The following is a 24,207-nucleotide window of genomic DNA, read 5'->3' as shown; positions in this document are numbered from 1 at the left end:
CAGGCTAGGGGGATGCCCCGACACGCGCCGTTCAGACGGATCGCGCGCCGGCGACCGGACCCGTGACGGCGTGCGCGACGTGCCCTTCGCCGGTCAGCCGATCCGCGACGCGCGCTGCGTGCGAGGCATCCTCCGCGAGGAGCGCGATCGTCGGCCCCGACCCCGAGATGATGCCGCCGAGCGCGCCGGCGGCGAGCCCCGCGTCGAGCGTGGCCGCGAGGTCCGGACGCAGGTGCACCGCGGCGAGCTGCAGGTCGTTGCGGATCGCTGCCGCCAGGGCCGCGGCATCCCCCGACCGCAGTGCCCGCAGGACCGCCGGGTCGACCGAGGGCGTCGCCCGGTCGGGCGCGATGTCCGCCTCGGATCGCAGCCGGTCGAGCGTGCCGTAGACCTCGGGCGTCGAGAGGCCCCCACCGTCGGCGACGAGCACCCACGCGAAGCGGCCCCGACCCAGCGCCGGCGCGAGTTCATCCCCGCGCCCGGTGCCGACCGCGGTGCCGCCGAGCAGGGCGAACGGGACGTCCGCCCCGAGCTGCGCGCCGAGCGCGTGGAGGTCCGCGGCGGTCAACCCCCCGTCGACCAGGTCGTTCACCGCCACCAGCGCGGCCGCGGCGTCCGCCGACCCGCCGCCCATGCCACCGGCGACGGGGACCCCCTTGTGGATCTCGAGGCGGATGCCGCCCTCCCACCCCACGGCGTCCGTCACCAGGCGTGCGGCGCGCATCGCGAGGTTGCGGTCGTCCAGCGGCACACCCGAGACGTCGACGTCGCCACTCACCGAGATGCCGAACTCGTCGGCGTGCGAGGCCCAGACGTCCTCGAACAGCGACACGGCCTGATAGACCGACGCGACGTCGTGGTAGCCGTCGTCGCCGACGGGACCGACCTCGAAGAACAGGTTGATCTTGCCCGGCGCGCGCACGTGCACGCGCCGAGCGCGATCGGAGATCAGACTCACGCGTTCGCCGAGTCTGCCCAGAGATCGACGTCGATGGAGCCGGCGAGCTCGTCGATGCGGGCGAGCTCCGTGTCGTCGAAGGGCGCGCCCTCCACGGCCGCGAGGTTCTGGTCGAGCTGCTCGGGGCGCGACGCGCCGATGAGGGCGGAGGTCACCACCTCGTCGCGCAGGACCCACTGGATCGCCATCTGCGCGAGGGTCTGTCCGCGCTCCCGGGCGAGACCGTTGAGCTCGCGGAGCGTGGCGAGGGCCTTCTCGTTCAGGCGGCCGTCGGGCAGCGAGAAGCGGCTCTGCGCACGATCGGCCGTGCCGTCGCCGAGGTACTTGTCGGTGAGCAGCCCCTGCGCGAGCGGGGTGAAGGCGATGGCGCCCATCCCTGCGGCGCGGAGCGAGTCGGTCAGGCCGTCCTCGACCCAGCGGTTGAGGATCGAGTACGAGGGCTGGTGGATGACGAGCGGGGTCCCCAGGTCCTTCGCGACGGCGACGGCCTCCTCGGTCCGTTCGGCGCTGTAGGACGAGATGCCCACATAGAGGGCCTTGCCCTGACGCACCAGCGTGTCGAGCGCGCCGACCGTCTCCTCGATCGGCGTCACCGGGTCGGCGCGGTGCGAGTAGAAGACGTCGACGTAGTCGACGCCCATCCGGCGCAGCGACTGCTCGGCGCTCGCGATGAGGTACTTGCGGGAGCCGTTGTTGCCGTACGGGCCCGGCCACATGTCGTACCCGGCCTTGGACGAGATGAGGATCTCGTCGCGGTAGGGCGCGAAGTCCTCGCGCATCATGCGCCCGAAGTTGGTCTCCGCCGACCCGAACGGCGGACCGTAGTTGTTCGCCAGGTCGAAGTGGGTGACGCCCCGGTCGAATGCGTGGCGGAGGAGGGTACGCTGGTTGTCGAAGGGGATGTTGTCCCCGAAGTTCCACCAGAGTCCCAGCGAGATCGCCGGCAGATACAGGCCGCTCGAGCCGACCTGGCGGAAGGCCCCCGCATCGTAGCGGGTGGATGCCGCCTGATAGGGGCGGTGAGTGTCGCCGTTGCGCGACGGAGGGAAGCGGTCCGCGTAGTCGGTCATCCCCCCAGGCTAGCGACCACCCACACACGAAACGTCGGCGAAACGACCGACGCATACGCTGACGCGATCGAGAACTGAGGAGAACAGATGGCGCGACTGACTGCACTGCCGTCCGAGGGCGGGTCCTGGACCGGACTGCTCGACCGCGAGGACATCGTCCTGATCGGTGGCATGCTGCATCTGCGCCATGACGACATCACGCCCGAACAGGCGCGTATCGCGGATCTGCTCCTCGTCTCCGACACCCTGGGCGACGCGGGTGTGCCGCACCTGCTGATCCGCCACTCCCACGGCATCCCGGGGCTCGCCGTCGACCTCGACCACCGTGACCGCGCCGTCGCCGCCCTCGCGCAGCGCGCGGTGACCGAGCCCGTCTACGCCAAGGCGAAGGGCGGCGCCTCCGTCCCGCTCGCCGAGTTCCGGTCGGCGGCGACCGGTCCGTCGTCCGTCCGCCTGTTCCGCCCGCGCGTCGTGGGCGAGCTCCGCTACGGCGCGGGCCACGGGATCCGTCTCGAGTTCTGGCGCTTCGGCGAGGAGCTGGTCGAGGCGCCGCACGCCAACGACCTCAGCCGGCGCCTGTTCGCCGCCGAGGACGTCGAGCCCACGACCGTCGACCGGTACGGCCGCACCTGGCAGACCCTGCACGGCATGTTCGACCCGCACCCCGCCGACGTCACCCACGACATCGACATGGTCTTCTCCTGGGTCGACGGCTCGTCGACCGACTTCCAGCGGCAGCGGGCGGCGCAGCTCTCCGAATACGTCGTCGGCGAGGGCGACGACGGTCCGGCGCGCTACCGGCACGTCGACGAGCTGCGCTACGCGCTGCGGAGCGTGCACATGTACGCGCCGTGGGTGCGTCGCATCTTCATCGCGACCGACTCCCCCGCCCCGGCGTGGCTGCTCGACCACCCCAAGGTGACGATCGTACGCAGCGAGGAGTTCTTCGAGGACACCTCGGTCCTTCCGACCCACAACTCGCACGCGGTCGAGGCTCAGCTGCACCGCATCGAGGGCCTGTCGGAGCACTTCCTCTACTCCAACGACGACATGTTCTTCGGCCGGCCCGTGCGCCCCGACCTCTTCTTCTCCCCCGCGGGTATCTCGTCATTCGTCGAGTGCGAGGTCCGGATCGGGACGGGACCGCGGCGGACGGCGCGCAGCGGCCACGACAACGCGCTGCGACTGAATCGCGAGCTGCTGCGCGAGCGGTTCGGCCGCACCATCGTCCGCGACCTCGAGCACTGCGCCGCGCCGCTGCGCCGATCGATCGCGTACGAGCTCGAGCGCGAGTTCCCCGAGGAGATCCGCCGCACCGCGGCATCCCGCTTCCGCTCCGCGACCGACGTCTCGGTCACGAACTGCCTCTACCACTACTACGCCGCGTTCACGGGTCGCGCGATCGCATCGTCGGCACCGCGTGTGCGCTACTTCCAGACGACGCAGGCGGCATCACTCCGGCAGATGGAGAAGCTCACCGAGCGGTCCGATGTGGACATGTTCTGCCTCAACGACGGCGGCGACCACGAAGTCCCCGAGGCCGTGCGGGTGCGTGCGGTCACGGAGCTGCTCGAGCGGCTGTTCCCCGTGCGCGCGCCATGGGAGGACCCGGCCGTCAGTGCAGCGCCGGCACGCCCGCTCGAGCGGCACGCGTGACAGCACCCGTGACACCCGCCTGAAGGAGTCTGCGCTGCGCCTCGTCGGGGTCGATGTACTCCAACGGGCGGGGCACGTCGATGGGGACCACCGAGTGCACCACCGTGTCGTCGTACACGTGCACGAGGTTGTACGCCTGCGCGCCGTCCTGCGGGCGTGAGCCGCCGACCGGGACCGTGAGGTCCTGTGCGTAGCAGGTGGACGAGGCGACCGAGACCGGGATGCCTGCGAAGGTCGCGAACGTCGAGTAGTGCAGGTGCCCCGCGATGATCGCCCGGACGTCGGAGTCCCGCAGGACGGCGGCGAGGCGGCGCTGATCGCGCAGTTCGACGCTCGACGCGAGCGGGAGGACGCTCGGCACCGGCGGATGGTGCATCGCCAGGACCGTGCCGAGCGGCGCGGGCGTCGCGAGGACGTCGGCGAGCCAGGCGAGCTGCGCATCCGAGACCTCGCCGTGGTGGTGCCCCGGCACGCTCGTGTCGAGGGTGACGATACGCAGGCCGTCGAGCTCGTCGACGCGGTCGTAGGGTGCCGTGGGGTCCGCGGGATGCTGGTCGAGCAGCTCCGCTCGGAACGCGCCCCGGTCGTCGTGGTTGCCCATGACCCAGAGCAGGCGCGCGCCCAGTCGATCGGCGAAGGGTTCGACGAGACCGCGAAGGGTCTCATAGGCCGCGGCCTCGCCGAGGTCGACGAGGTCGCCCGTGAAGACGATCGCGTCGGGGGCGATGCCGCTGGACTCGATCGCATCGAGGGCCGCGGTGAGGGAGGATTCTCCGTCGACGCTGCCGAACAGCTGGGGTCCGGGAGCGCGGAGGTGGGTGTCGCTGAGGTGGAGCAGGATCCGGTCGGCAGCCGGATGCTCGGCGCGGCGCATGAGAGTCTCTTCCGTCGGTGCGGGGACTCGGGTCACCCCCGCCGTGCCCCGAATGTTACCGGCATGTTTCGGGAACGCGCGGTGAATGACGCGCGAAGACCCGGAGAACGACCCCGGATGCGTCGGTTCGGGAGGAGATGACGGATGCCGAGGGCCGGCACCCGGCATCCGATCCTCGGGACGCGTCATCTCCTCGCGAAGCTGCGCGCGAGTGCCCGGCGGTGGGATGCCGCAGGCTCAGGCGCGCGCGATGCGGACGAAGTCCTCGATCGTGAGTTCCTCGCCGCGTGCGGTCGCGGCCACCCCGGCGCGCTCGAGGACCTCGCTCGCCGCGGCGGACGAACCGCCGAGCACGTTCGACAGGGCCTGGCGGAGCATCTTGCGCCGCTGCTGGAACGCCGCGTCGACGATCGCGAAGGTGCGCAGGCGCTCCTCTTCCGTGCCGCGGGGCTCGGCATCCCGTTCGAAGCCGACGAGCACGCTGTCGACGTTCGGGACGGGCCAGAACACCTGGCGCGAGACGGTGCCGGCGAGGCGCCAGGTGCCGTACCAGGCCGCCTTGACGCTCGGGGCGCCGTAGACCTTCGAGCCGGAGGGCGCAGCCAGTCGCTCGCCGACCTCGGCCTGGACCATGACGACGCCGCGCTGGATGGTCGGGAAGTGCTCCATGAAGTGCAGGAGCACCGGCACACTGACGTTGTAGGGGAGGTTGGCGACCAGGACGTCGGGGTCGCCGGGGAGCTCGCTCACCCGCAGAGCGTCCTGCGCGACAACGGTCAGGGCCCCGTCGGGCACGCCGTGTGCGGCAGCTGTGGCGGGCAGGCGCTCGGCGAGACGGTGGTCGATCTCGACGGCGGTGACCGGGGCGCCGCTCTCGAGGATCGCGAGGGTCAGCGAGCCGAGCCCGGGACCGACCTCGACGACGCGGTCTGCGGCGGTCACCCGAGCCGCGGCGACGATCTTGCGGACCGTGTTGGCGTCGACGACGAAGTTCTGCCCGAGCTTCTTGGTCGGGGTGACGTCGAGGTCGGCGGCCAGAGCGCGGATCTCGGCGGCTCCAAGGAGGGTGACGGGCATGGGTTCCAGCCTAGTTGCCGGCTGCTCAGCCACCCTCGCCACCTGTGTCGATAGGAGCGCCGTCCCCGTCCTCAGGAAGGTCGCCGCGTTCGACGGGGCCGTTGCGCTCGGCCCGCTGCTCCAGCTCGGCGAACATCCGATCGACCTCGGCGACCGTCGGGGTCCGCAGACCCGCGGCGGCGTTTCTCAGATCCTCCGGAGGTGCGCCGAAGCCGTCGCCGCCGATGACGAACACCGTGCGGCCGTCCTCGACGACGGCGTATTCATCGATGCCCTCGGCCTCCCGGTGCCACGTCGTCCCGTCCTGTGTGCACGTGGCCTCACCGCCGCCCCACATCTGCAGACCGGCGCAGCCCGCGGCATCCATCTCCCCTGGCTCGGTGCGAACCGTGATCGTGTCGCCCGTGCCGGGCTTCGCCCAGGTCGCGGTCACGCCACCCTCGTCCGTCTCATTCACGGACTGCGGCGCCAGGTCGTACCCCTCGATCGTGGTCGTCACCACGAGTGCAGGGTCGACGCCGAGGTGCGACACGCGCTCGGCGACGTCGGCGGGTGTGGCCGCGGCCGCCGTCGCGCAGCCCGAGAGCCCGATCGCCAGGGCGGCCGCGGGCAGGGCGAGCAGCAGGCGACGAGGCATGCGGCTCACCCTAGCCACGGCGTCCTCAGCCGCGCGCGGCCTTCGCGGCGGCGGGCAGGGCGTCGACGATGCGGCCGATGGCCGCATCGTCGTGCGCCGCCGTGACGAACCACGCCTCGAAGGCCGACGGCGGCAGCGAGACGCCGCCCTCGAGCATCGCGTGGAAGAACCGGCCGTAGGCGTCGGCGTCCTGCGAGGTGGCCGTCGCGTAGTCGGGCACGCCGTGCACGACGGACTCGCCGAAGAAGATGCTGAACAGCGTCCCCGCCCACTGCACGACGTGCGGCACCCCGGCATCCGTCAGCGCAGCGGATGCCGCGTCCGCGACCGCGTGCGCGACGGCATCGAGCGTGCGGTACACCGCGTCGTCGGCGTGCGTGAGGGTCGCGAGGCCCGCGGCGACGGCGACCGGGTTCCCCGACAGCGTGCCGGCCTGGTAGACGGGACCGGTCGGCGCGAGGAGGTCCATGATGTCGGCCCGCCCGGCGACGGCGGCGACGGGGAGCCCGCCGCCGATGACCTTGCCGAACGCGATGAGGTCGGGGACGACCTCCTCCCCCGCCGCCGCCAGCACCCCGGCGTAGCCCGAGCGGGACGACCGGAACCCGGTGAGGACCTCGTCGCTGATGAGGAGCGCCCCGTTCCGGTGGGCGATCTCGGAGAGGAACGCCGTGAAGCCGGATGTCGGGGGCACGACGCCCATGTTGGCGCCGGCAGCCTCGGTGATGATCGCGGCGATCCGGCCCTCGTGAGCGCGGAACACCTCCTCGACGGCGGCGCGGTCGTTGTAGCCGATGACGAGGGTCTGCGCCGCGATCGGAGCCGGGACGCCCGCCGAGCCGGGCAGGGCGAGGGTCGCGAGGCCCGAGCCCGCCTGCGCGAGCAGGCCGTCGGAGTGCCCGTGGTAGTGCCCGGCGAACTTGATGAGCAGGTCGCGGCCGGTCGCGGCGCGCGCGAGACGGATCGCGGTCATGGTCGCCTCGGTGCCGGTCGAGACGAGGCGGATCCGCTCGGCTGCGGGGACGCGCGAGCGGATCTCCTCGGCGAGCTCCGTCTCGGCGGCCGTCGGCGCACCGAAGGAGAGGCCGCGGCGGGCGGCGGCGACCACCGCGTCCACGACAGCGGGGTGCGAGTGCCCGAGGAGCGCGGGCCCCCAACTGGCGACGAGGTCGACGTAGTCGCGGCCGTCGGCATCCGTCACGTAGGCGCCCTGCGCCGACACCATGAACCGCGGCGTTCCGCCGACGGACCCGTAGGCCCGGACGGGCGAGTCGACACCGCCGGGGATCACCCCGCGAGCCCGGTCGAACAGCTCCTGGTTGCGGCTCATGCGAGTTCCTTCCCGGCGCGCAGCCAGTGCGCGACCTCGACGGCCCAGTAGGTGAGGATGACGTCGGCGCCCGCGCGGCGGATGCCGAGCAGGCTCTCGCCGATGGCGCGCTCACGGTCGATGAGACCGGCCGCGGCAGCGTGCTCGATCATCGCGTACTCCCCCGAGACCTGGTACGCCCACACCGGCACGGTCGAGCGGTCCGAGACGCGGGCGAGCACGTCGAGGTACGGCATCGCAGGCTTGACCATGACGACGTCGGCGCCCTCGGCGATGTCGACGGAGGCCTCCTCGACACCCTCCCGGGCGTTCGCGGGGTCCATCTGGTAGGTGCGGCGGTCGCCCTGCAGCGTCGACTCGACGGCGTCGCGGAAGGGACCGTAGAAGGCGGAGGCGTACTTCGCGGAGTAGGCGAGGATCGCGACGTGCGCGAAGCCCGCGGCATCCAATCCAGCGCGGACCGCGGCGACCTGGCCGTCCATCATCCCGGAAAGGCCGAGCACGTCGGCGCCGGCGCGGGCCTGCGCGACGCCCATCTCGGCGTAGACCTCGAGGGTCGCGTCGTTGTCGACCGAGCCGTCGGCGGCCAGCAGACCGCAGTGACCGTGGTCGGTGAACTCGTCGAGGCACAGGTCGGCCTGCACCGTGAGGCGACCCGCGGCGGCGCGCGTCGCGACGGCGATCGCGCGGTTGAGGATGCCGTCGGGGTCGGTCGCTCCACTGCCGACCGCGTCGCGGACGGCGGGGACGCCGAAGAGCATGATCCCGCCGATGCCCGCGACCGCGGCCTCGTCGACGACGTCGGCGATCGCATCGAGCGGATGCTGCGACACCCCCGGCATGCTCGCGATGGGCTGCGAGGCGGTGATCCCCTCCTTCACGAACACCGGCAGGACGAGCTGCGACGGCACGAGGTGGTGCTCGGCGGCGAGGCGGCGCAGGGCGGGCGTGCCGCGGAGGCGGCGGAGGCGGCGGGTGGGGAACGAGGTCATGAGGACTCCTTGACGGGGACGAGCGCGTCGAGCTCGGCGATCAGCGCGTCGATGCTCTGCGTGCCCGCGGTGTGCCCGACGCGGAAGCCGAGCGCTTCGGCGTCGCGGGTCGTGCCGGGACCGATGGACGCGACGAGGGTGGATGCCGGGAGGGGCCCGACCTGCCGCCGGAGCTCCCGTCCGACGCTGAGCGAGGTGAGGAGCACGACGTCGATCCCGCCGGTGCGGAGCCCGTCGGCGACGTCCTCGGCGAGGTCGATCCCGACGGTGCGGTAGGCGATGCAGACGTCGACGGCGAAGCCTCGGACCTCGAGCTCGTCGCTGACGACGGCCTGCGCGAGATCGCTTCGCACCACGAGGGCCCGACCGGTCGATTCCGGTGACCGGGCCGCGCACCACTGCGTGATGAGGGCGGATGCCGACGCCTGCCCCGCGGGGACGAAGTCGACCTCCCAGCCGGCATCGGCCACGGCGCGCGCGGTCGCACGGCCGACGGCGGCGATCCGCGTCGTGGCGGGCACCTCGACGCCGTGCGCCCGCAGCTGCTCGATGCTGGCGGCACTCGTGACGAACAGCCACGCGTACTCGCCCGCCGCGAGCGCGGCGAAGGCGCGCTCGCGCGCGGCCGGGTTGCGGGGCGGCGCCGATCCGATGAGGGGGGCGAGGACGGCGTCCGCTCCTCTGGCACGCAGGTCCGCGCGCACGCGTTCGCCCCACGCACCCGCACGGGGTACGAGGACGCGGGCGCCGCGGAGACGGCCGGACGGTGCGGTCATCGCGAGGTGCCGGCCAGGTCGGCGAGGTCGGCGGCACCCCCGTCGAGCAGTTCGGCGACGACGTCCGCCGCGGCGACGTCGGGGTCGGCGTACGGCTCGAGGCGGCGACGGGCGGCGACCGACCGTGCGCCGTCCTCGGCGTACACGTGTGCGACGAGGCTGACGACGTCGCCCTCGCGGACCGCATCGATCGCGACGGGAGCAGCGCAGCCCGCCTCGAGTCGCCGCAGCACCGCCCGCTCGAGGTGGGCCGCGAGCGCGGTGTCGGCGTGCTCGATGAGCGCGACCGCCTCGGCCACATCGGCGTCGCCGTCACGGACCTCGACCGCGAGGGCCCCTTGCGCGGCGGAGGTCGGCCAGTCGAGCACCTCGGTGATCGCGGCATCCCGACCGATCCGGCGAAGGCCCGCCTCGGCGAGGACGATGGCGTCGTACTGTCCGTCGGCGACCTTGCGGAGGCGACTGTCGACGTTGCCGCGGATGCCCTCGACGACGAGGTCGGGGCGACGGGCGAGCACTTGGGCCACTCGACGCGGGGAGCCGGTGCCGACACGGGAACCGGCGGGCAGCGCGTCGAGGGTCAGGCCGTCACGGGAGTGCAGGATGTCGCGCTGCGAGGCGCGTACCGGAACAGCACCCACGACGATGCCGGGGTACGGCGCCGTCGGCAGGTCCTTCATCGAGTGCACGAGGAAGTCGCACTCGTCCCGCAGGAGGGCATCGCGAAGCGCCGTCGCGAAGACGCCGGTGCCGCCCATCTGCGCGAGCGGACCGGTGAGGACGTCGCCCTCGCTCGTGATCGGCACGAGTTCGACATCGCGACCGGATGCCGCGGCCACGGCATCCGCCACGTGCTGCGACTGGGTCGTCGCGAGCAGACTCGCCCGCGTACCGAGGCGCAGGGTGCCGGTCACGGCGCGACCCCCGCCAGCGCCGGCTGGAAGCCGAGGCGCTTGTTCTCGCAGCAGCCGGGACGACACACGTCGTACCAGGGACCGAGGTCCGTCACCGCGGGGCGCTCGGCTGCGGGCGTGCCCTGCAGCCGCTCCTCGACGAGGTCGACGAGCCCCGAGACGTAGTCGGGATGCGTGCTGGGGGTCGCGGTGCGCACGGCGACGAGGCCGAGCTCCTCCGCGGTCTCCATCGCCTCGGTGTCGAGGTCCCACATGACCTCCATGTGGTCGCTCACGAAGCCGAGGGGCACGATGAGGACCGCCTTCCGGCCGCGGCCGGGCAGCTCCTGCATCGCGTCGTTGATGTCGGGCTCGAGCCACGGCACCTGCGGCGGGCCGGAGCGGCTCTGGAAGACGAGCTGCCACGCGCCGGGGAAGCCGAGGCGCGAGATGATCTCCTCGCCGACGGCGAGGTGCTGCGCGACGTAGGCGCCGCCGGGGCCGAATCCGCGCTCGGGCGGGCCGGAGCGATCGGCGTCGGAGGTCGGGATGGAGTGGGTCGAGAAGAGGATCTCGACCTCGTTCGCAAGATCGGTGGTGCCGCGCTCGGCGAGCTCGGCGATGCCCGCACGGATGCCGTCGACGAAGGGCGCCACGAAGCCGGGGTGGTCAAAGAATTGCCGGACCTTGTCGATCTGCACGTCGGTCTGGTGGCCGGTGGCCTCGACGGCGTCGGCGAGGTCTTCGCGGTACTGACGGCACGACGAGTACGAGCTGTACGCGCTCGTCGCGATGGCGAGGAGCGTTCGCCGCCCGTCCGCGACGGCGGCGTCGATCGCGTCGGTGACGTACGGCATCCAGTTGCGGTTGCCCCAGTAGACGGGCAGGTCGAGTCCGCGGGATGCGAGTTCGGCGTCGAGGGCCGCCTTCAGCTCGCGGTTGTGCTCGTTGATGGGCGACACGCCGCCGAAGTGCCGGTAGTGGTGCGCGACCTCCTCGAGGCGTTCGTCCGGGATGCCGCGGCCCGCGGTGACGTTCCGGAGGAACGGGATGACGTCGTCCTGCCCTTCGGGACCGCCGAAGCCGAGGAGGAGGATGCCGTCGTACGCCACGGGGGTCGTCGCGTGCGGATCGCCCGCGCAGGCACCCTCGGTCGCGTTCGGGATGACGCATCCGTCGGCGACGACGGTGCCCGAGGCACGCGGCGGCTTCGGACGGAATTCCGCGTTCACGGACCCGATGTTCTGTGCGCTCACGAGAGCACCTCCGCGAGCTCGTCGATCTCGACGCGGCGCCCGGTGTAGAACGGCACTTCTTCGCGGACGTGACGACGGGCGTCGGTGGCCCGGAGCTCCCGCATCATGTCCACGAGGCTGATCGGGTCGTCGCACTCGAGCGGCAGCAGCCACTCGTAGTCGCTGAGCCCGAAGGCCGACACCGTGTTCGCGACGACGTCGCGGAACGCGGCGCCCTTGCGTCCGTGCTCGGCGAGCATGCGCGAACGCTCGTCCTCGGGCAGCAGATACCACTCGTAGCTGCGGACGAACGGGTAGAGGCACAGCCAGCCCCGGGCATGCTCGCCGCGCAGGTAGCCGGGCACGTGTCGCTTGTTGAACTCTGCCTCGCGGTGCACGCCCATCGCGCTCCACACGTTGGTGAAGGAGGCGAGCACGGCCGTGCGCCGCAGCTCCCGCAGGGCCCGCTGCAGGGCCGCCGGGTCCTCGCCGTGCAGCCACACCATGAGGTCGGCCTCGGCCCGCATCCCGGTGACGTCGTACAGACCGCGCAGCGTCACCTCGCTGCCGGCGAATCCGTCGACGACGGCGCGCAGGTCGCGCAGCTCGTCCGCCGAGGCGGCGCTGCGCGGACGTGGTCCGGCGAGGATCGCGAAGAGTGTGTAGCCGAGGCCGGGGGCTGACAGGTCGTCAGCGGACATGACGTCCTCCTTCGGAGGGTGTGGGGTGGGACAGCAGACGCGACGCGAGGGCGCGGGCGTGGGGGATGACGGAGGCGAGGCCGGTGCCGGCGGCGACCGCACCGATGACGTGGATGCCGCGGGCCGACGCCGCTGCGGCGACGGACTCCTTCACGGCGGGGGTGACGACGGCATCGGACCAGCTGACCGGGGTCACGCTGCGGACGTCAGCGGGGCCTACATGGACGCCGGCCAGCTTCCGCACGGCGGCGGCGACCTCGGTCGGCGTCGCGAGCCCTCCCGCGGCGGCGTCCCGCGCCGAGAGGCGGACGACGTGCACACCGGCCGGCAGCGCCGCGGCGGCCCACTCCCATTTCGCGTCGACGTGGGTGAGCGCCTTCGCCGCGCTGGGAACGTCCGGGGCGGCGATGACACCCGACCCCACCGGGTACCCGCGGAGAGCGTCGGAGGCGACCTCCGCCACGACGAGCCCGACGGGCGACGCGGACGACGCCGGCACCCCGAGCAGCGATGCGGCCGCGGCCGGGCCGGTGGCCAGGACGACCTCGCGTGCCGAGATCGTCTCACCGTCGAGCACGACGTCGGTACCGAGGGCCCCGGGACGGACGGAGCGCACCGGCGCACCGGTGCGGACGACGGCGCCGGCCCGCAGCGCCGCGATCTCGAGCTCCGCGGCGAGGCGCCACAGCCCGCCCTCGACCCCGCGCACGGCGGATCCCGCCCGGGCATCCGGTGCGAGCTCGTCGACCGCGGCGGCCAGGGAGCCCCGCTGGAGGAAGCGCTGCCAGAGCACCGGGTGCAGCGCCGACAGCCTCACCGACGTGGCGCGCTGCGAGTACACGCTGGCGCAGAGGGGCTCGACCAGCCGCGCGGTCACACGGTGACCGAACCGCGCGGTGGCGAGGTCCGCCAGCGACGGCTCGTCGCCGCCCTCGAACGCCGTGTCGACCGGCAGCTGCCGCTCCTGGGCGGCGCGACGCGCGCCGGCACGACCCAGGATGCGGACGACGTCCGGTGCGGATGGGTCGGCGGGCATGCCGAGGAGGGCGCGGCGCGGGAGCGGCGCGCGGCCCACGCGTCCGAGTCCACGCCGGAACGCGACGTGCGCGCCGCCGGCGCGCGGCTCCACGAACTGGACGGCCAGTCGCGCGTCGGCGACCAGGTCGACGACGCCCGTGGTGCGGGTGGCGAAGGATTCCGCACCGAGGTCGAGCTCGGTGCCGGCGACGGTGCCGCGGCGCAGCATCCCGCCCGTGGCCTCGCCCGCCTCGAGCACGACGACGTCGCGTCCGGCGCGGGCGAGTTCCCACGCCGCCGTCAGCGCGGCGACGCCGCCGCCGACGATGACGACGTCGTGGCTCCGGGAGGCAGCGGTCACTGCGCCCGCCACTCGTGGACCGTCCGGACCACCGCCGAGATGGCGTCGGGGTCGGCCTCCATCGGGACGCCGTGTCCGAGGTTGAACACATGGGCGCGGGCGGCGCGCCCGGACTCGAGCACGCGCTGGACCCCGGCGGTGCGGACCTCCTCGGGCGCGAACAGCAGCGCGGGGTCGAGGTTCCCCTGCAGCGTGAGGTCCCGGCCGATCCGGCGATGCGCCTCATCGAGCGGCACGCGGTAGTCGACCCCCAGCGCGTCGATGTCGGGGGTCGCCATGTCGGCGAGGATCTCGCCCGTTCCGACGCCGAAGTGCACGAGCGGCAGACGGTCCACCCCCTCGGGGAGCGGCAGCGAACGAGCGTGGCCGAGTGCGGCGACGGATGCCGGGAGCACCGACGCGCGGTAGTCGTCCGGGTGCAGGCCACCCGCCCACGAGTCGAAGAGCTGCCCGACGCTGGCACCGGCTTCGATCTGGAGGGCGAGGAACCGGCCCGTCACCTGCGCGAGCCACATCGTCAGCTCGCGCCACGCGACCGGGTCCTCGTGGATCAGCCGTCGCGCCGCGAGGTGGTCCTTCGACGGTCCGCCCTCGACGAGGTAGGCCGCGAGGGTGAAGGGCGCGCCGGCGAAGCCGATGAGCGGCAGCGGCTCGCCGCGCTCCTCGGACAGCTCGGCGAGCATCGCCGTCGTCCGGCCCACGGCATCCGCGATGGCCTCCCCCCGCTCGTGGACGAGCGCCGGGTCGATCGCGACGGCGCGCGAGATGTCGGCGGGGGTGCGAAGCGGCTGCGAGAACACCGGACCGCGTCCCGCGGCGATCTCCACGTCGATCCCGAGGAGCGCGAGCGGCACGATGATGTCGCTGAAGAAGATGGCGGCATCCACCCCGTGCCGGCGCACCGGCTGCATCGTGATCTCGCTCGCCAGCGCCGGGTCGAGGCACGCCTCGAGCATCGTGCCCTGCGACCGCAGCGCACGGTATTCGGGCAGCGAACGACCGGCCTGGCGCATGAACCAGACCGGGGTGATGTCGGGGCGGTCGCCGAGCAGTGCCCGGACGAGACGGGACTGCCGCGTGTTCGACGCGACGAGGGGGTGGCTGAGGGCCGGAATGATGAACTCCTCGAATCGGTTAATCGATATACTAGTCCCGATCCGAGGGGGTTCTTCTCACTGTGCTCGTCTGTCTGACCGCCCACCAGCGCTCCACACCGTTCGATTCGCTCGAGCGGCTGTCGACGGTGGGCGACGACCTCGCCGAACGCCTCTCGGGCGTCCACGATTCGGTCCGGGGCGCCGTGGTCCTCGCCACCTGCAACCGCTTCGAGGCGTATTTCGACCTCGCCGAGGACCGCGACCTCGCCTCGCCGATCCCGGCGATGGATGCCGCCATGGAGGCGATCTCCGCCGCCGCCGACATGCCCTACCGGGACCTCCGCGAGAACGTCGACTTCGCCCATGGCAACCAGGTCGCCCATCACCTGTTCACAGTGGCCTCGGGACTCGACTCGGTCGCCGTCGGCGAGGACGAGATCGCGGGACAGGTCCGTCGCGCGCTCGAAGCCGCCCGCGAGCGCGGCCTCACGACCGCGCCCCTCGAGCACCTCTTCCAGCGCGCGACGGAGACCTCCCGGACCGTGAAGAACACCACGCGGCTGGGAGAGTCGGGCCGCTCGCTCGTGCGCCTCGCCGTCGACCTCGTCACCCCGCGTCTCGACGACTGGGCGAGCGCCCGGGTGCTGCTGGTCGGCACCGGCCGGTACGCCGCCGCGGCGCTCGCCGCGCTGCGGGCGGTCGGCGCACAGGACATCCGGGTGCACTCGCGCTCGGGGCGTCAGAAGTTCGCGAACCGGGAGCACCTCGTCCACGTCGCACGCGAGGACTATGCCGCCGAGGCGGCGATCGCCGACGTGATCGTCACCTGCACCGCCACCACCGACGTCTTCGCCCTCGACGGTGCCGCGCACGCCGAGGCCCGCGGCGGCCGCACCGTCCCGCAGGTCGTCATCGATCTCGGCCTCCCCCGCAACGTCGACCCCGAGGTCGCCCTCCTGCCGGGCGTCGACCTCCTCGACCTCGAGACCATCCGTCTGCACGCGCCCGTCGACGAGGCCGCCACCGTCGGCCACGCCCGCGAGATCGTCCAGGCCGCGGCCCAGCGTCACGCTGCGGCGCGTCGCGTGCACGAGGTCGCGCCGTCGGTCGTCGACCTGCGGCACTTCGTCCAGGGCCTCCTCGACGAGGAGCTCACCCGTGCCCGGCGCCGAGGGGACTCCCCCGAGGTCGAGACCGCCCTGCGGCACTTCTCCGGCGTCGTGATGCACCACCTCATCGCTCGCGGTCACACGCTCGCGTCCTCCGGTGCCGGTGCCGCCTGGGCCGACGCCGTGCGGACGGTGCTCCCGGGCTCCTCCCCCACCACCTCCCCCGACGAGGGCGAGCAGTCGTGAGCCCGAGCGTCACGCTGAAGGACATCGCGCGCGCCGCAGGCGTGTCGACGGCGGCCATCAGCCAGGCGCTCAACGACCGCGGCAGCATGCGTCCCGAGACGCGGGAGCGCATCAAGACGCTCGCCGCCGAACTCGGCTACGTCCCCAACCGACACGCGACCGCCCTGCGCAGCGGCCGCACGATGACGGTGGGCTTCGTCATGGGCGACGATCCCGAGCCCGATCGGCGGATCCCGGACCGGCGCATCGAGGTGCAGCGGACCCGCAAACTCACCTCGCTCGTCCGCGCCGCCGCCGAGCACGGCTTCACCGTCACCGTCCTGCCGCAGTCGAACCCCGGTCTCATCGCCGGGACGACGCTGGATGCGCTCTACGTCCCCGACGCCCGCGGCAGCCAGCAGCTCCTGCAGGCGGCGATCGCCCGCGGCATCCCGATCGTGGCGGACGACCAGTTCGTGGACGGATCCCGGGGTCTCAGCATCCGGACGGGCTACGACACCGCCGTCCGCGCAGGGCTCGACGTCCTCGAGCGCTCGGGGGCGCAGCGCATCGCGTACCTCACCGACGAACCGGCGGCGGGCGGGTCCTCGCCGCGTGATGAGATCGGCCGCGCGGCGTACGAGATCTGGAGCTCGGTGCGGGGGCGGGAGTCCGTCGTCCGCACGATCGACCCCGCCCGTCGCACGCTCCCCCGCGTCCTCACCGAGGTGCTGGCGGGCGGCGCGGACGCCGTCTTCGCAGGGGCGGAGGACGGCCCGGACGTCTACCTGCAGCTCGAGGAGATGCGCCTCGTGATCCCGCGCGACGTGCAGCTGGTCGCGCTGTGCACGAGCGACTGCGCGGTCAACCGCCGGCTCGGCGTCACGCACGTCTGCATCCGACCGGACCTGGCCGCGGACGTCATGTTCGAGACGCTCCCCGCAGCCCTCCTGAGCGACGGCCCCCGCGTCGTCGACCTCCCGTGGGAGCTCGTCACGGGCGCGACGACGCGGCCGTCGCTGGCCGCCGTGGGTCAGTCGGCGAAGGCCCCGTAGACCTCGAGGGTGTTCTGCGCGAGCTGCGCGCACAGCTCGTCGACCTCGACGCCGAGCTCGGCCGCCATGAAGCGGACGGTGGCGGGGACGAGGTAGGGCGCGTTCGGCCGCCCGCGATGCGGCACGGGCGTGAGGAACGGGGCGTCCGTCTCGACGAGGATGCGCTCGCGCGGCGTGACCGCGAGCGCGTCGCGCAGGTTCTGCGCGTTCTTGAACGTGACGTTGCCGGCGAAGCTCAGCCAGTAGCCGCGCTCGGCGCTGTACCGTGCCATGTCCGCGTCGCCCGAGAAGCAGTGGAACACCGTCCGCTCCGGTGCGCCGACGCGCTCGAGGGTCTCGAGCACCGCCTCGTGGGCGTCGCGGTCGTGGATCTGCATCGCGATGCCGTGACGCTTGGCGATGTCGATGTGGGCTTCGAAGCTCTCGACCTGCGCCGGGATGCCGTCCGCCTCCGTGCGGAAGAAATCGAGCCCCGTCTCGCCGACGGCCCGCACGCGCGGTTGCGCCGCGAGCTCGTCGATGACGGCGACGGCCTCGTCCAGCCGCCCGGCGGCCTTGTACGCCGGGGCCTCGTTCGGATGGATCGCGACGGCGGCGAGGACCGAGGGGTGGGATGCCGCGGCCCAGGCCGACCAGCGGGACGACTCGATGTCGCCGCCGGCCTGCACGACGCCGATCACGCCGACGTCGGCCGCGCGCGAGAGCTGCTCGTCGAGTCCACGCGGCTCGTCGCCGTCCTCGATCTCGAGGTGGGCGTGGTTGTCGTAGACCGGCACCGCGAGCGGCTCGGGGGCCTCCGGCCACCGCACGTCGCGAGCCGACTGCGCGCGCTGCCGGACGTACCCGCTCGGGTCGTCCGTCATGCCGTCTGCTCGACGCGCGGGAAGAGCGGGGTCAGCGTGGTCACGGTCGCGCCGGCGGGGAGGACGCCCCAGATCCCCGCCTCCCGCAGCGGCTGCGCGGCGAGCTCGCCGGGGGCGCCCAGGGCGTCCCAGAGCTTCGCCGTCGAGCTCGGCATCACCGGCGACAGCAGGACCGCGAGGGCGCGCAGTCCCTCCGCCGCCGTGTAGAGCACCGTCGACAGGCGCTCTCGCTGGGACTCGTCCTTCGCGAGCGCCCACGGCTCGTTCGCGGTGATGTAGCCGTTGAGCTCGTCCACGATCCGCCAGATGGCCGCGATCGCCTCGTCGGGACGGAAGGCGGTCATCGCCGCATCCGCCGCGGCCGCGGCATCCGCCACGGTGCGCTGGATCCGCAGATCGATCTCCTGCGCGTCACCGGGGGTGGGGACGACGCCGCCGAAGTAGCGCTCGATCATCGCGACGGTGCGCGAGGCGAGGTTGCCGAAGCCGTTGGCGAGCTCAGCCTGGTAGCGGGCGGACAGGTCCTCCCATGAGAACGATCCGTCCTGACCGAACGCGATCGCCGACAGGAAGTAGAACCGGTAGGCGTCCGATCCGAACACGTCGGTGATCTCGGTCGGGGCGATCCCGGTGAGCTTCGACTTCGACATCTTCTCGCCGCCGACGAGCAGCCAGCCGTGTGCGAAGATCCCCTTCGGCACCTCCAGCCCCGCGGCCATCAGCATCGCCGGCCAGATCACCGCGTGGAAACGCAGGATGTCCTTGCCGACGACGTGGTAGGCGGGCCACCGGCGGTCGAACTGCTCGGGGTCCTCGCCGTAGCCGACCGCGGTCGCATAGTTGAGCAGGGCATCGACCCACACGTAGATGACGTGCGAGTCGTCCCACGGCACGCGGATGCCCCAGTCGAAGGCCGAACGCGAGATCGACAGGTCCTTGAGGCCCGAGCGCACGAACGACACGACCTCGTTGCGGGCCGAGTCCGGGCGGACGAAGTCGGGCTGGGTCTTGTAGAGCTCGAGCAGGCGGTCCTGGAACTCGCTGAGCTTGAAGAAGTAGTTCTTCTCCTGCAGCAGCTCGAGCGGCTTGGAGTGGATCGCGCAGACCTTGAGGCCCTCGAACGGACCGGTGCCGTCGACGATCTCGGCCTCGGGCTTGAACTCCTCGCATCCGACGCAGTACAGCGCCTCGTACTCACCCGCGTAGATGTAGCCGCTGTCGTAGAGGGCCTGCACGAACTTCTTGACACGCTCCTCGTGGCGGGGCTGCGTCGTGCGGATGAAGTCGTCGTTGGCGACGTCGAGGGTCTTCAGCAGCGGGAACCAGGACTCCTCGACGAGCTTGTCGACCCACTCCTGCGGCGTGACGCCGTTGGCGGTCGCGGCGCGGAGCATCTTCTGCCCGTGCTCGTCGGTGCCGGTGAGCATCCAGGTGTCGTCGCCCGCCTGACGATGCCAGCGCGCGAGGGTGTCCACCGCCACCGTCGTGTACCCGTGCCCGATGTGGGGCAGATCGCTCGGGTAGTAGATCGGGGTGGTGATGTAGAAGGAGCCGCCGGAAGTCACCAGGAGATTCTACGGGCGGGCAGGCGGCCTCCGTCGTTCATGACGGCGTCCGGGACGGCGTGGTGCTAGGCGCTCGCCCGCGCCACGAGCGTGGTCGGGAGGACGACCGATTCCCCTTCGCCGCCGGCGATCACCTCGAGGAGCACGTCGACCATACGGGTCGAGATCTCGGACCACGGCTGGCGCATGGTCGTGAGCGGCGGATCCGTGGTCGCGGCGAGCCCCGAGTCGTCGAATCCCGCGACCGCCACGTCCTCGGGGACCCGGCGCCCGGCCTTGCGCAGGGCGGCGATGGCGCCGACGGCCATGATGTCGGATGCCGCGAACACCGCATCGATGTCGGGTGCGCGCTCGAGCAGACGCGTCATCGCCGCCTCCCCCGCCTCGCTCGAGTAGACGTCCTGCTCGACGAGGTCCGGATCGAAGAGGTCACCCATCTCCTCGCGGAAGCCGACGAGTCGGTACCGGCCGCCGGGGGTGTCGTTCGGGCCGGTGATGACGGCGATGCGGCGGTAGCCCCGGCCCAGCAGATGCCGTGTCATCTCCCGCGCCGAGCCCTGCTCGTCGACGGAGACCGTCGGCACGTGCGCGCGGTCGCCCAGAGGCACACCGGTGCAGACCGTCGGAACGCCCGCCGCCGTGAGCGACGCGAGGATCGGATTCGACTCGTGCGAGGAGATGAGCAGCACGCCGTCGACGTGCCCGGCCCGGACGTAGCGCTCGATGTTCGCGTACTGGGAGGGGTGCTCGGCGATCAGCAGCACGACCGTCATGTCCCGCGCGGCGAGCGCCTCGGTGGCGCCGCGCAGCAGGAGCGCGAAGGTCGGGTCGGCGAACAGCAGGTGCTGCGGCTCGGTCAGCAGGAACGCGATCGAGCTCGCCCTCCCTGTGGCCAGCGCACGCGCCGCGTGACTGACGGTGTAGCCCGTGGTGCGGATCGCTTCCTCGACCGCGGCACGCGCGTCCTCCGAGACCCAGCGTCCGCCGTTGATCACCCGCGAGACGGTGCCGTGGGAGACGCCCGCCACCTCGGCGACGTCGCGGATGGTGGGTCGTCTGCGCTCGGAGGGGAGGACCACCCGCCGACTCTATACCCGCGCCCGCGCTGGCTGTGCGCAGCGGTGGGACCGGTCACAGTTCGATAACGGCAGCCGGTCCGCGTCCCCTCCCGCGCATAGACTGCGTTCGAACCTGTTACCGGTCCCAGCCACCCGAGGCGGACCGGACCCGCTCCTGTCGATGAGGATGGCACCCCAGCATGACGACCCCCGCCTGGCCGCACCTGGACGGCATCGCGTACGGCGGTGACTACAACCCGGAGCAGTGGCCGCGCGAGGTCTGGGACGAGGATGTGCGCCTCATGCGCGAGGCGGGGGTGAACCTCGTCAGCATCGGCATCTTCTCGTGGGGACTGCTCGAGATCCGCGAGGGCGAGTTCGACTTCGCATGGCTCGACGACGTCATCGACCTGCTGCACGCCAACGGCATCGCCGTCGACCTCGGCACCCCCACTGCCTCTCCCCCGGCCTGGTTCTTCGCGCAGTACCCGGACGCCCGCGCCGTGACCAAGGACGGAGTCGCGATGGGCTTCGGTGCGCGCGGCATGGTCTCGCACTCCGCTCCCGAGTACCGATCGGCGATCGCGCGCATCGCGGGTGCGCTCGCCGAGCGCTACGCCGATCACCCGGCCGTGGTCCTGTGGCACATCCACAACGAGTACGGCGTCCCGGTCGGCGAGGACTTCTCGCCCCACGCCGTCGGCGCCTGGCGCCAGTGGCTTCGGGAGAAGTACGGCTCCATCGCGGGGCTCAACACCGCGTGGGGCACCGCGTTCTGGGGCCAGCACTACGAGGAGTGGGAGCACGTCGGCGCCCCCGCCGCCGCCCCCTCGACCATCAATCCCGCGCAGAAGCTCGACTGGGCGCGCTTCACCGACGACAAGCTCCGCGAGTGCTTCTTCATCGAGAAGGCCGCCATCCGCGAGGTCGCGACCCAGCCGATCACCACGAACTTCATGGCGAACCAGCACCACGGGGTCGACCTGTGGGCCTGGGCGCGCGAGGTCGACATCGTGTCGGACGACCACTACCTGTGGGCCGCCGACGAAGAGGGCGAGATCGGCCTCGCCATCGCCGCCGACCTCAGCCGGTCGGTCGGCGGCGGCGCACCGTGGATCCTCATGGAGCACTCCACGTCCGCCGTCAACTGGCAGCCGCGCAACGTCGCGAAACGGCCCGGCGAGATGGCCCGCAACTCGCTCACCCACTTCGGGAGGGGGGCCGACGGCATCCTCTTCTTCCAGTGGCGCGCCGGCCGCTCCGGAGCGGAGAAGTTCCACTCCGCGATGCTGCCCCACGCCGGCACCGAGTCGCGCGTGTTCCGCGAGGTCGTCGACCTCGGTGCGAAGCTCGATCGCCTCGCCGAGGTACGCGGCTCGCGCGTCCACGCGGACGTCGCGATGCTCTGGGACTTCCAGAGCTTCTGGGCGCAGGACCTCGAGTGGCGGCCGTCCGAGGACGTGAGCCACGACGAGCGCATCCGCGCGTACTACGAGCGCCTCTGGCGCGACGACATCACCGTCGATTTCGCCCTGCCCGGCCACGACCTGTCGCGCTACCGCCTCGTCGTCGTCCCCGCGCAGTACATGCTGAGCGCCGCGGATGCCGAGAACCTCACCGCCTACGTCGCCCAGGGCGGCACCCTCGTGGTGTCGTTCTTCTCCGGCGTGGTCGACGAGAACGACGCCGTCCACCCGGGCGGCTACGGCGCGCCGCTCGCAGCGGCCCTCGGCGTGCGCGTCGAGGAGCACCTGCCCCTGCGCGCCGGCGACGCGGCCGAGATCGAGTTCGGCGGTGCGCGCTTCTCCGCCGACGTCTGGCAGGAGGATCTCGTCGTCGGGACGGCTGAGGTCCGGGCCACGTACGTCGACGGCCCGGCGGCGACGCGCGCCGCGGTGACCCGAAACGTGCACGGAGCAGGCACCGCCTGGTACGTGAGCACGCGACCGGATGCCGAGGGCCTCCGCGCCATCATGGCCGAGGTGTACGCGGACGCCGGCGTGACGCCGCCCGCCACCCCCGCAGGCGTCGAGACGATCCTGCGCCGCGGCGACACGGCCGACTACCTCGTCGCCGTCAACCACGGCGCGGACGAGGCGCACCTGAAGACGACCGGGACCGACCTGCTGACACAGGCCGAGATCCGGGACATGCTGGTGCTGGCAGGAGGCGACGTGGCCGTCGTCCGCCTGCCGCACACAGCCGACACGGAGCGATCGATGGCCGATCGCTCCTCGACGGGAGACCGTCGGACGCACTGAGAGAAACCGTCGCGGCCACCCGGTCGCGGCGATCACATCCGGTCGTGAGGGCGCGACCTCATCCGAGGCCCGCTCGAGCGACCACATCCGGAAGGAAGATCCATGCGCAAGATGGGCATCGGCGTCGCCGCACTGGCGGCCGGCTCCCTGCTGCTGGCCGGCTGCGCGAGCGGCGGCGGCACCACCACCCCGGCTCCCGCGGAGTCCGAGGCTCCGATCGACGCGAGCGGCGTGACCCTCACCGTCTGGACCGACGAGAACCGTCAGCCCGCCATCGAGGCCGCCGCGGCGACCTTCGAGGAGGAGACCGGCGCCACCGTCGAGCTCGTCCAGAAGAACTTCGAGGACATCCGCAACGACTTCACCAACCAGGTCCCCACCGGCGAGGGCCCCGACATCACGATCGGCGCGCACGACTGGCTGGGCAGCCTCGTCCAGGCCGGTGTCGTCGCGACGGTGGACCTCGGCGAGTCCGCAGCGAACTTCGAGAAGGTCGCCACGGACGCGTTCACCTACGACGGTCAGACCTACGCGCTGCCGTACTCGCTCGAGACGATCGCGCTGATCCAGAACACCGACCTCGTCGGCGAGGACGCCCCCGCCACGTGGGACGACATGATCGCCGCGGGTAGCGACTCCGACGCGGAGCGCCCCTTCGTCATCAACACGGCGGGCCAGACCGGTGACGCCTACACGATGTACGGCCTGCAGACCTCGTTCGGTGCGCCGGTCTTCGTCCAGGACGAGTCGGGCTCCTACACGAGCGAGGTCGGCATGGGCGGCGACGCGGGCAACGCGTTCGCGACCTGGCTGGGCGAGCACGGCGAGAAGGGCTCGGGCGAGATCTCGACCACGATCGACTACGACACCAACAACGAGCTGTTCGCCTCCGGCAAGGCCGCCTACACGATCCAGGGACCCTGGGCCGTCGAGACGCTGACCGCGCAGGGCGCGAACATCAAGGTCAACCCGATCCCCTCGGCCGGCGGCGAGACCGCATCGCCGTTCGTGGGCGTGCAGGGCTTCTACATCAGCGCCGAGAGCCAGAACGCCCTCGTCGCCCAGGAGTTCCTCACGAAGTACCTCGCCACCTACGACGCGCAGAAGGCGCTGTACGAGGCGGACCCGCGCATCCCGGCGTGGTCCGACCTGGCCGAAGAGGTCTCGTCCGACCCCGTGATCGCGGGCTTCGTCGCCTCGTCGCAGAACGGCGTGCCGATGCCGAACATCCCCGAGATGGGCTCGGTCTGGGACCTCTGGAACGCCGCCCAGGTCCAGATCATCAAGGGCGCCGACGCTGAGGGGACGTGGACCAAGATGGTCTCCGACCTCGAGGGCACCATCGGCTGACGTACTTCCGGGGGTGGGGCGGCGTGTCCGCCCCACCCCCGGAGACC

Annotated in this window: 21 protein-coding genes; 5 read left to right on the top strand and 16 right to left on the bottom strand. The window is 72.2% G+C overall.

What is annotated here, in order from left to right; all coding sequences use genetic code 11:
* Positions 1-31: 31 nt before the first annotated feature.
* Both KZX17_RS10080 and KZX17_RS10075 read right to left on the bottom strand, forming a co-directional pair.
* A complete protein-coding gene (locus tag KZX17_RS10080; protein ID WP_248172783.1) occupies positions 32-958 on the bottom strand; it encodes a 4-(cytidine 5'-diphospho)-2-C-methyl-D-erythritol kinase in 927 nt (308 codons plus the stop codon).
* Positions 955-2,028: an aldo/keto reductase gene (locus KZX17_RS10075; RefSeq protein WP_248172780.1), complete on the bottom strand. Its 1,074-nt coding sequence runs from the start codon at positions 2,026-2,028 to the stop codon at positions 955-957. Before KZX17_RS10075 ends, KZX17_RS10080 begins: the two co-directional genes overlap by 4 nt.
* A gap of 87 nt (positions 2,029-2,115) precedes the next feature.
* Here KZX17_RS10075 and KZX17_RS10070 point away from each other — a divergent pair, with 87 nt between their 5' ends.
* Positions 2,116-3,684 carry a stealth conserved region 3 domain-containing protein gene (locus KZX17_RS10070; protein WP_248172777.1) on the top strand — a complete coding sequence of 523 codons (1,569 nt, stop codon included), beginning with the start codon at positions 2,116-2,118 and terminating at the stop codon, positions 3,682-3,684.
* Here KZX17_RS10070 and KZX17_RS10065 read toward each other — a convergent pair.
* The 11 genes from KZX17_RS10065 to hemE form a co-directional block, all read right to left on the bottom strand.
* Positions 3,644-4,558, bottom strand: coding sequence for a phosphodiesterase (locus tag KZX17_RS10065; RefSeq protein ID WP_248172774.1), 915 nt, complete (start codon positions 4,556-4,558; stop codon positions 3,644-3,646). The genes KZX17_RS10070 and KZX17_RS10065 overlap by 41 nt on opposite strands.
* 237 nt (positions 4,559-4,795) lie before the next feature.
* Complete coding sequence (rsmA, locus tag KZX17_RS10060) at positions 4,796-5,635, bottom strand: 16S rRNA (adenine(1518)-N(6)/adenine(1519)-N(6))-dimethyltransferase RsmA (RefSeq protein WP_248172771.1); 840 nt, start codon at positions 5,633-5,635, stop codon at positions 4,796-4,798.
* 25 nt (positions 5,636-5,660) lie between these two features.
* Positions 5,661-6,272, bottom strand: a complete 612-nt coding sequence (locus tag KZX17_RS10055; RefSeq protein ID WP_248172768.1) for a hypothetical protein — start codon at positions 6,270-6,272, stop codon at positions 5,661-5,663.
* Positions 6,273-6,297: 25 nt separating this feature from the next.
* Positions 6,298-7,602, bottom strand: coding sequence for a glutamate-1-semialdehyde 2,1-aminomutase (gene hemL / locus KZX17_RS10050; protein WP_248172765.1), 1,305 nt, complete (start codon positions 7,600-7,602; stop codon positions 6,298-6,300).
* Complete coding sequence (hemB, locus tag KZX17_RS10045; protein ID WP_248172764.1) at positions 7,599-8,594, bottom strand: porphobilinogen synthase; 996 nt, start codon at positions 8,592-8,594, stop codon at positions 7,599-7,601. The genes hemL and hemB overlap by 4 nt, the downstream gene beginning before the upstream one ends.
* Positions 8,591-9,370, bottom strand: coding sequence for a uroporphyrinogen-III synthase (locus KZX17_RS10040; RefSeq protein ID WP_248172761.1), 780 nt, complete (start codon positions 9,368-9,370; stop codon positions 8,591-8,593). Before KZX17_RS10040 ends, hemB begins: the two co-directional genes overlap by 4 nt.
* Positions 9,367-10,272, bottom strand: coding sequence for a hydroxymethylbilane synthase (hemC, locus tag KZX17_RS10035; RefSeq protein WP_282443803.1), 906 nt, complete (start codon positions 10,270-10,272; stop codon positions 9,367-9,369). Before hemC ends, KZX17_RS10040 begins: the two co-directional genes overlap by 4 nt.
* A gap of 8 nt (positions 10,273-10,280) precedes the next feature.
* On the bottom strand, positions 10,281-11,519 hold the full coding sequence (locus KZX17_RS10030) for a ferrochelatase (RefSeq protein WP_374107950.1): 1,239 nt from the start codon (positions 11,517-11,519) through the stop codon (positions 10,281-10,283).
* On the bottom strand, positions 11,516-12,199 hold the full coding sequence (hemQ, locus tag KZX17_RS10025; protein WP_248172758.1) for a hydrogen peroxide-dependent heme synthase: 684 nt from the start codon (positions 12,197-12,199) through the stop codon (positions 11,516-11,518). The genes KZX17_RS10030 and hemQ overlap by 4 nt, the downstream gene beginning before the upstream one ends.
* Positions 12,189-13,577, bottom strand: a complete 1,389-nt coding sequence (locus KZX17_RS10020; protein ID WP_248172755.1) for an FAD-dependent oxidoreductase — start codon at positions 13,575-13,577, stop codon at positions 12,189-12,191. Before KZX17_RS10020 ends, hemQ begins: the two co-directional genes overlap by 11 nt.
* Positions 13,574-14,695 carry a uroporphyrinogen decarboxylase gene (gene hemE / locus KZX17_RS10015; RefSeq protein ID WP_374107961.1) on the bottom strand — a complete coding sequence of 374 codons (1,122 nt, stop codon included), beginning with the start codon at positions 14,693-14,695 and terminating at the stop codon, positions 13,574-13,576. The genes KZX17_RS10020 and hemE overlap by 4 nt, the downstream gene beginning before the upstream one ends.
* Positions 14,696-14,754: 59 nt before the next feature.
* On the opposite strand from hemE, the gene KZX17_RS10010 reads away from it, so the two are divergent.
* A complete protein-coding gene (locus tag KZX17_RS10010) occupies positions 14,755-16,029 on the top strand; it encodes a glutamyl-tRNA reductase (RefSeq protein WP_248172753.1) in 1,275 nt (424 codons plus the stop codon).
* Entirely contained in the window at positions 16,026-17,063 is a 1,038-nt protein-coding gene (locus KZX17_RS10005) for a LacI family DNA-binding transcriptional regulator (protein WP_248172750.1), read from the top strand. The genes KZX17_RS10010 and KZX17_RS10005 overlap by 4 nt, the downstream gene beginning before the upstream one ends.
* Here KZX17_RS10005 and KZX17_RS10000 read toward each other — a convergent pair.
* From KZX17_RS10000 to KZX17_RS09990, 3 genes are all read right to left on the bottom strand, one after another.
* Positions 17,042-17,926 (bottom strand): TatD family hydrolase, encoded by an 885-nt coding sequence (locus KZX17_RS10000; protein WP_248172749.1) that lies wholly within the window; start codon positions 17,924-17,926, stop codon positions 17,042-17,044. The two genes, KZX17_RS10005 and KZX17_RS10000, sit on opposite strands and share 22 nt — an antisense overlap.
* A complete protein-coding gene (gene metG, locus KZX17_RS09995) occupies positions 17,923-19,491 on the bottom strand; it encodes a methionine--tRNA ligase (protein ID WP_248172747.1) in 1,569 nt (522 codons plus the stop codon). Before metG ends, KZX17_RS10000 begins: the two co-directional genes overlap by 4 nt.
* Before the next feature lie 65 nt (positions 19,492-19,556).
* The gene (locus KZX17_RS09990; protein WP_248172745.1) at positions 19,557-20,570 is read right to left on the bottom strand and encodes a LacI family DNA-binding transcriptional regulator; all 1,014 of its coding nucleotides are present in this window, start codon (positions 20,568-20,570) and stop codon (positions 19,557-19,559) included.
* A 179-nt stretch (positions 20,571-20,749) separates the two neighbouring features.
* Between KZX17_RS09990 and KZX17_RS09985 the strand changes: the two genes are divergently transcribed.
* Both KZX17_RS09985 and KZX17_RS09980 read left to right on the top strand, forming a co-directional pair.
* Positions 20,750-22,810: a beta-galactosidase gene (locus KZX17_RS09985; RefSeq protein WP_248172743.1), complete on the top strand. Its 2,061-nt coding sequence runs from the start codon at positions 20,750-20,752 to the stop codon at positions 22,808-22,810.
* A 102-nt stretch (positions 22,811-22,912) separates the two neighbouring features.
* Positions 22,913-24,160, top strand: coding sequence for an extracellular solute-binding protein (locus KZX17_RS09980; protein ID WP_248172741.1), 1,248 nt, complete (start codon positions 22,913-22,915; stop codon positions 24,158-24,160).
* Positions 24,161-24,207: the final 47 nt, after the last annotated feature.

Source organism: Microbacterium sp. EYE_78 (assembly GCF_023149035.1).
GTDB lineage: Bacteria > Actinomycetota > Actinomycetes > Actinomycetales > Microbacteriaceae > Microbacterium.
Note: the sequence above shows the minus strand (reverse complement) of the source record. Positions and strands in the feature narration are given on the sequence as shown.

What these genes read in the sequence shown, in the direction of transcription:
- KZX17_RS10075 (WP_248172780.1), bottom strand. Translation starts at nt 2,028, where the DNA reads ATGACCGACTACGCGGACCGCTTCCCTCCGTCGCGCAACGGCGACACT.
- KZX17_RS10070 (WP_248172777.1), top strand. Translation starts at nt 2,116, where the DNA reads ATGGCGCGACTGACTGCACTGCCGTCCGAGGGCGGGTCCTGGACCGGA.
- KZX17_RS10065 (WP_248172774.1), bottom strand. Translation starts at nt 4,558, where the DNA reads ATGCGCCGCGCCGAGCATCCGGCTGCCGACCGGATCCTGCTCCACCTC.
- rsmA (WP_248172771.1), bottom strand. Translation starts at nt 5,635, where the DNA reads ATGCCCGTCACCCTCCTTGGAGCCGCCGAGATCCGCGCTCTGGCCGCC.
- KZX17_RS10055 (WP_248172768.1), bottom strand. Translation starts at nt 6,272, where the DNA reads ATGCCTCGTCGCCTGCTGCTCGCCCTGCCCGCGGCCGCCCTGGCGATC.
- hemL (WP_248172765.1), bottom strand. Translation starts at nt 7,602, where the DNA reads ATGAGCCGCAACCAGGAGCTGTTCGACCGGGCTCGCGGGGTGATCCCC.
- hemB (WP_248172764.1), bottom strand. Translation starts at nt 8,594, where the DNA reads ATGACCTCGTTCCCCACCCGCCGCCTCCGCCGCCTCCGCGGCACGCCC.
- KZX17_RS10040 (WP_248172761.1), bottom strand. Translation starts at nt 9,370, where the DNA reads ATGACCGCACCGTCCGGCCGTCTCCGCGGCGCCCGCGTCCTCGTACCC.
- hemQ (WP_248172758.1), bottom strand. Translation starts at nt 12,199, where the DNA reads ATGTCCGCTGACGACCTGTCAGCCCCCGGCCTCGGCTACACACTCTTC.
- KZX17_RS10000 (WP_248172749.1), bottom strand. Translation starts at nt 17,926, where the DNA reads ATGACGGACGACCCGAGCGGGTACGTCCGGCAGCGCGCGCAGTCGGCT.
- KZX17_RS09985 (WP_248172743.1), top strand. Translation starts at nt 20,750, where the DNA reads ATGACGACCCCCGCCTGGCCGCACCTGGACGGCATCGCGTACGGCGGT.
- KZX17_RS09980 (WP_248172741.1), top strand. Translation starts at nt 22,913, where the DNA reads ATGCGCAAGATGGGCATCGGCGTCGCCGCACTGGCGGCCGGCTCCCTG.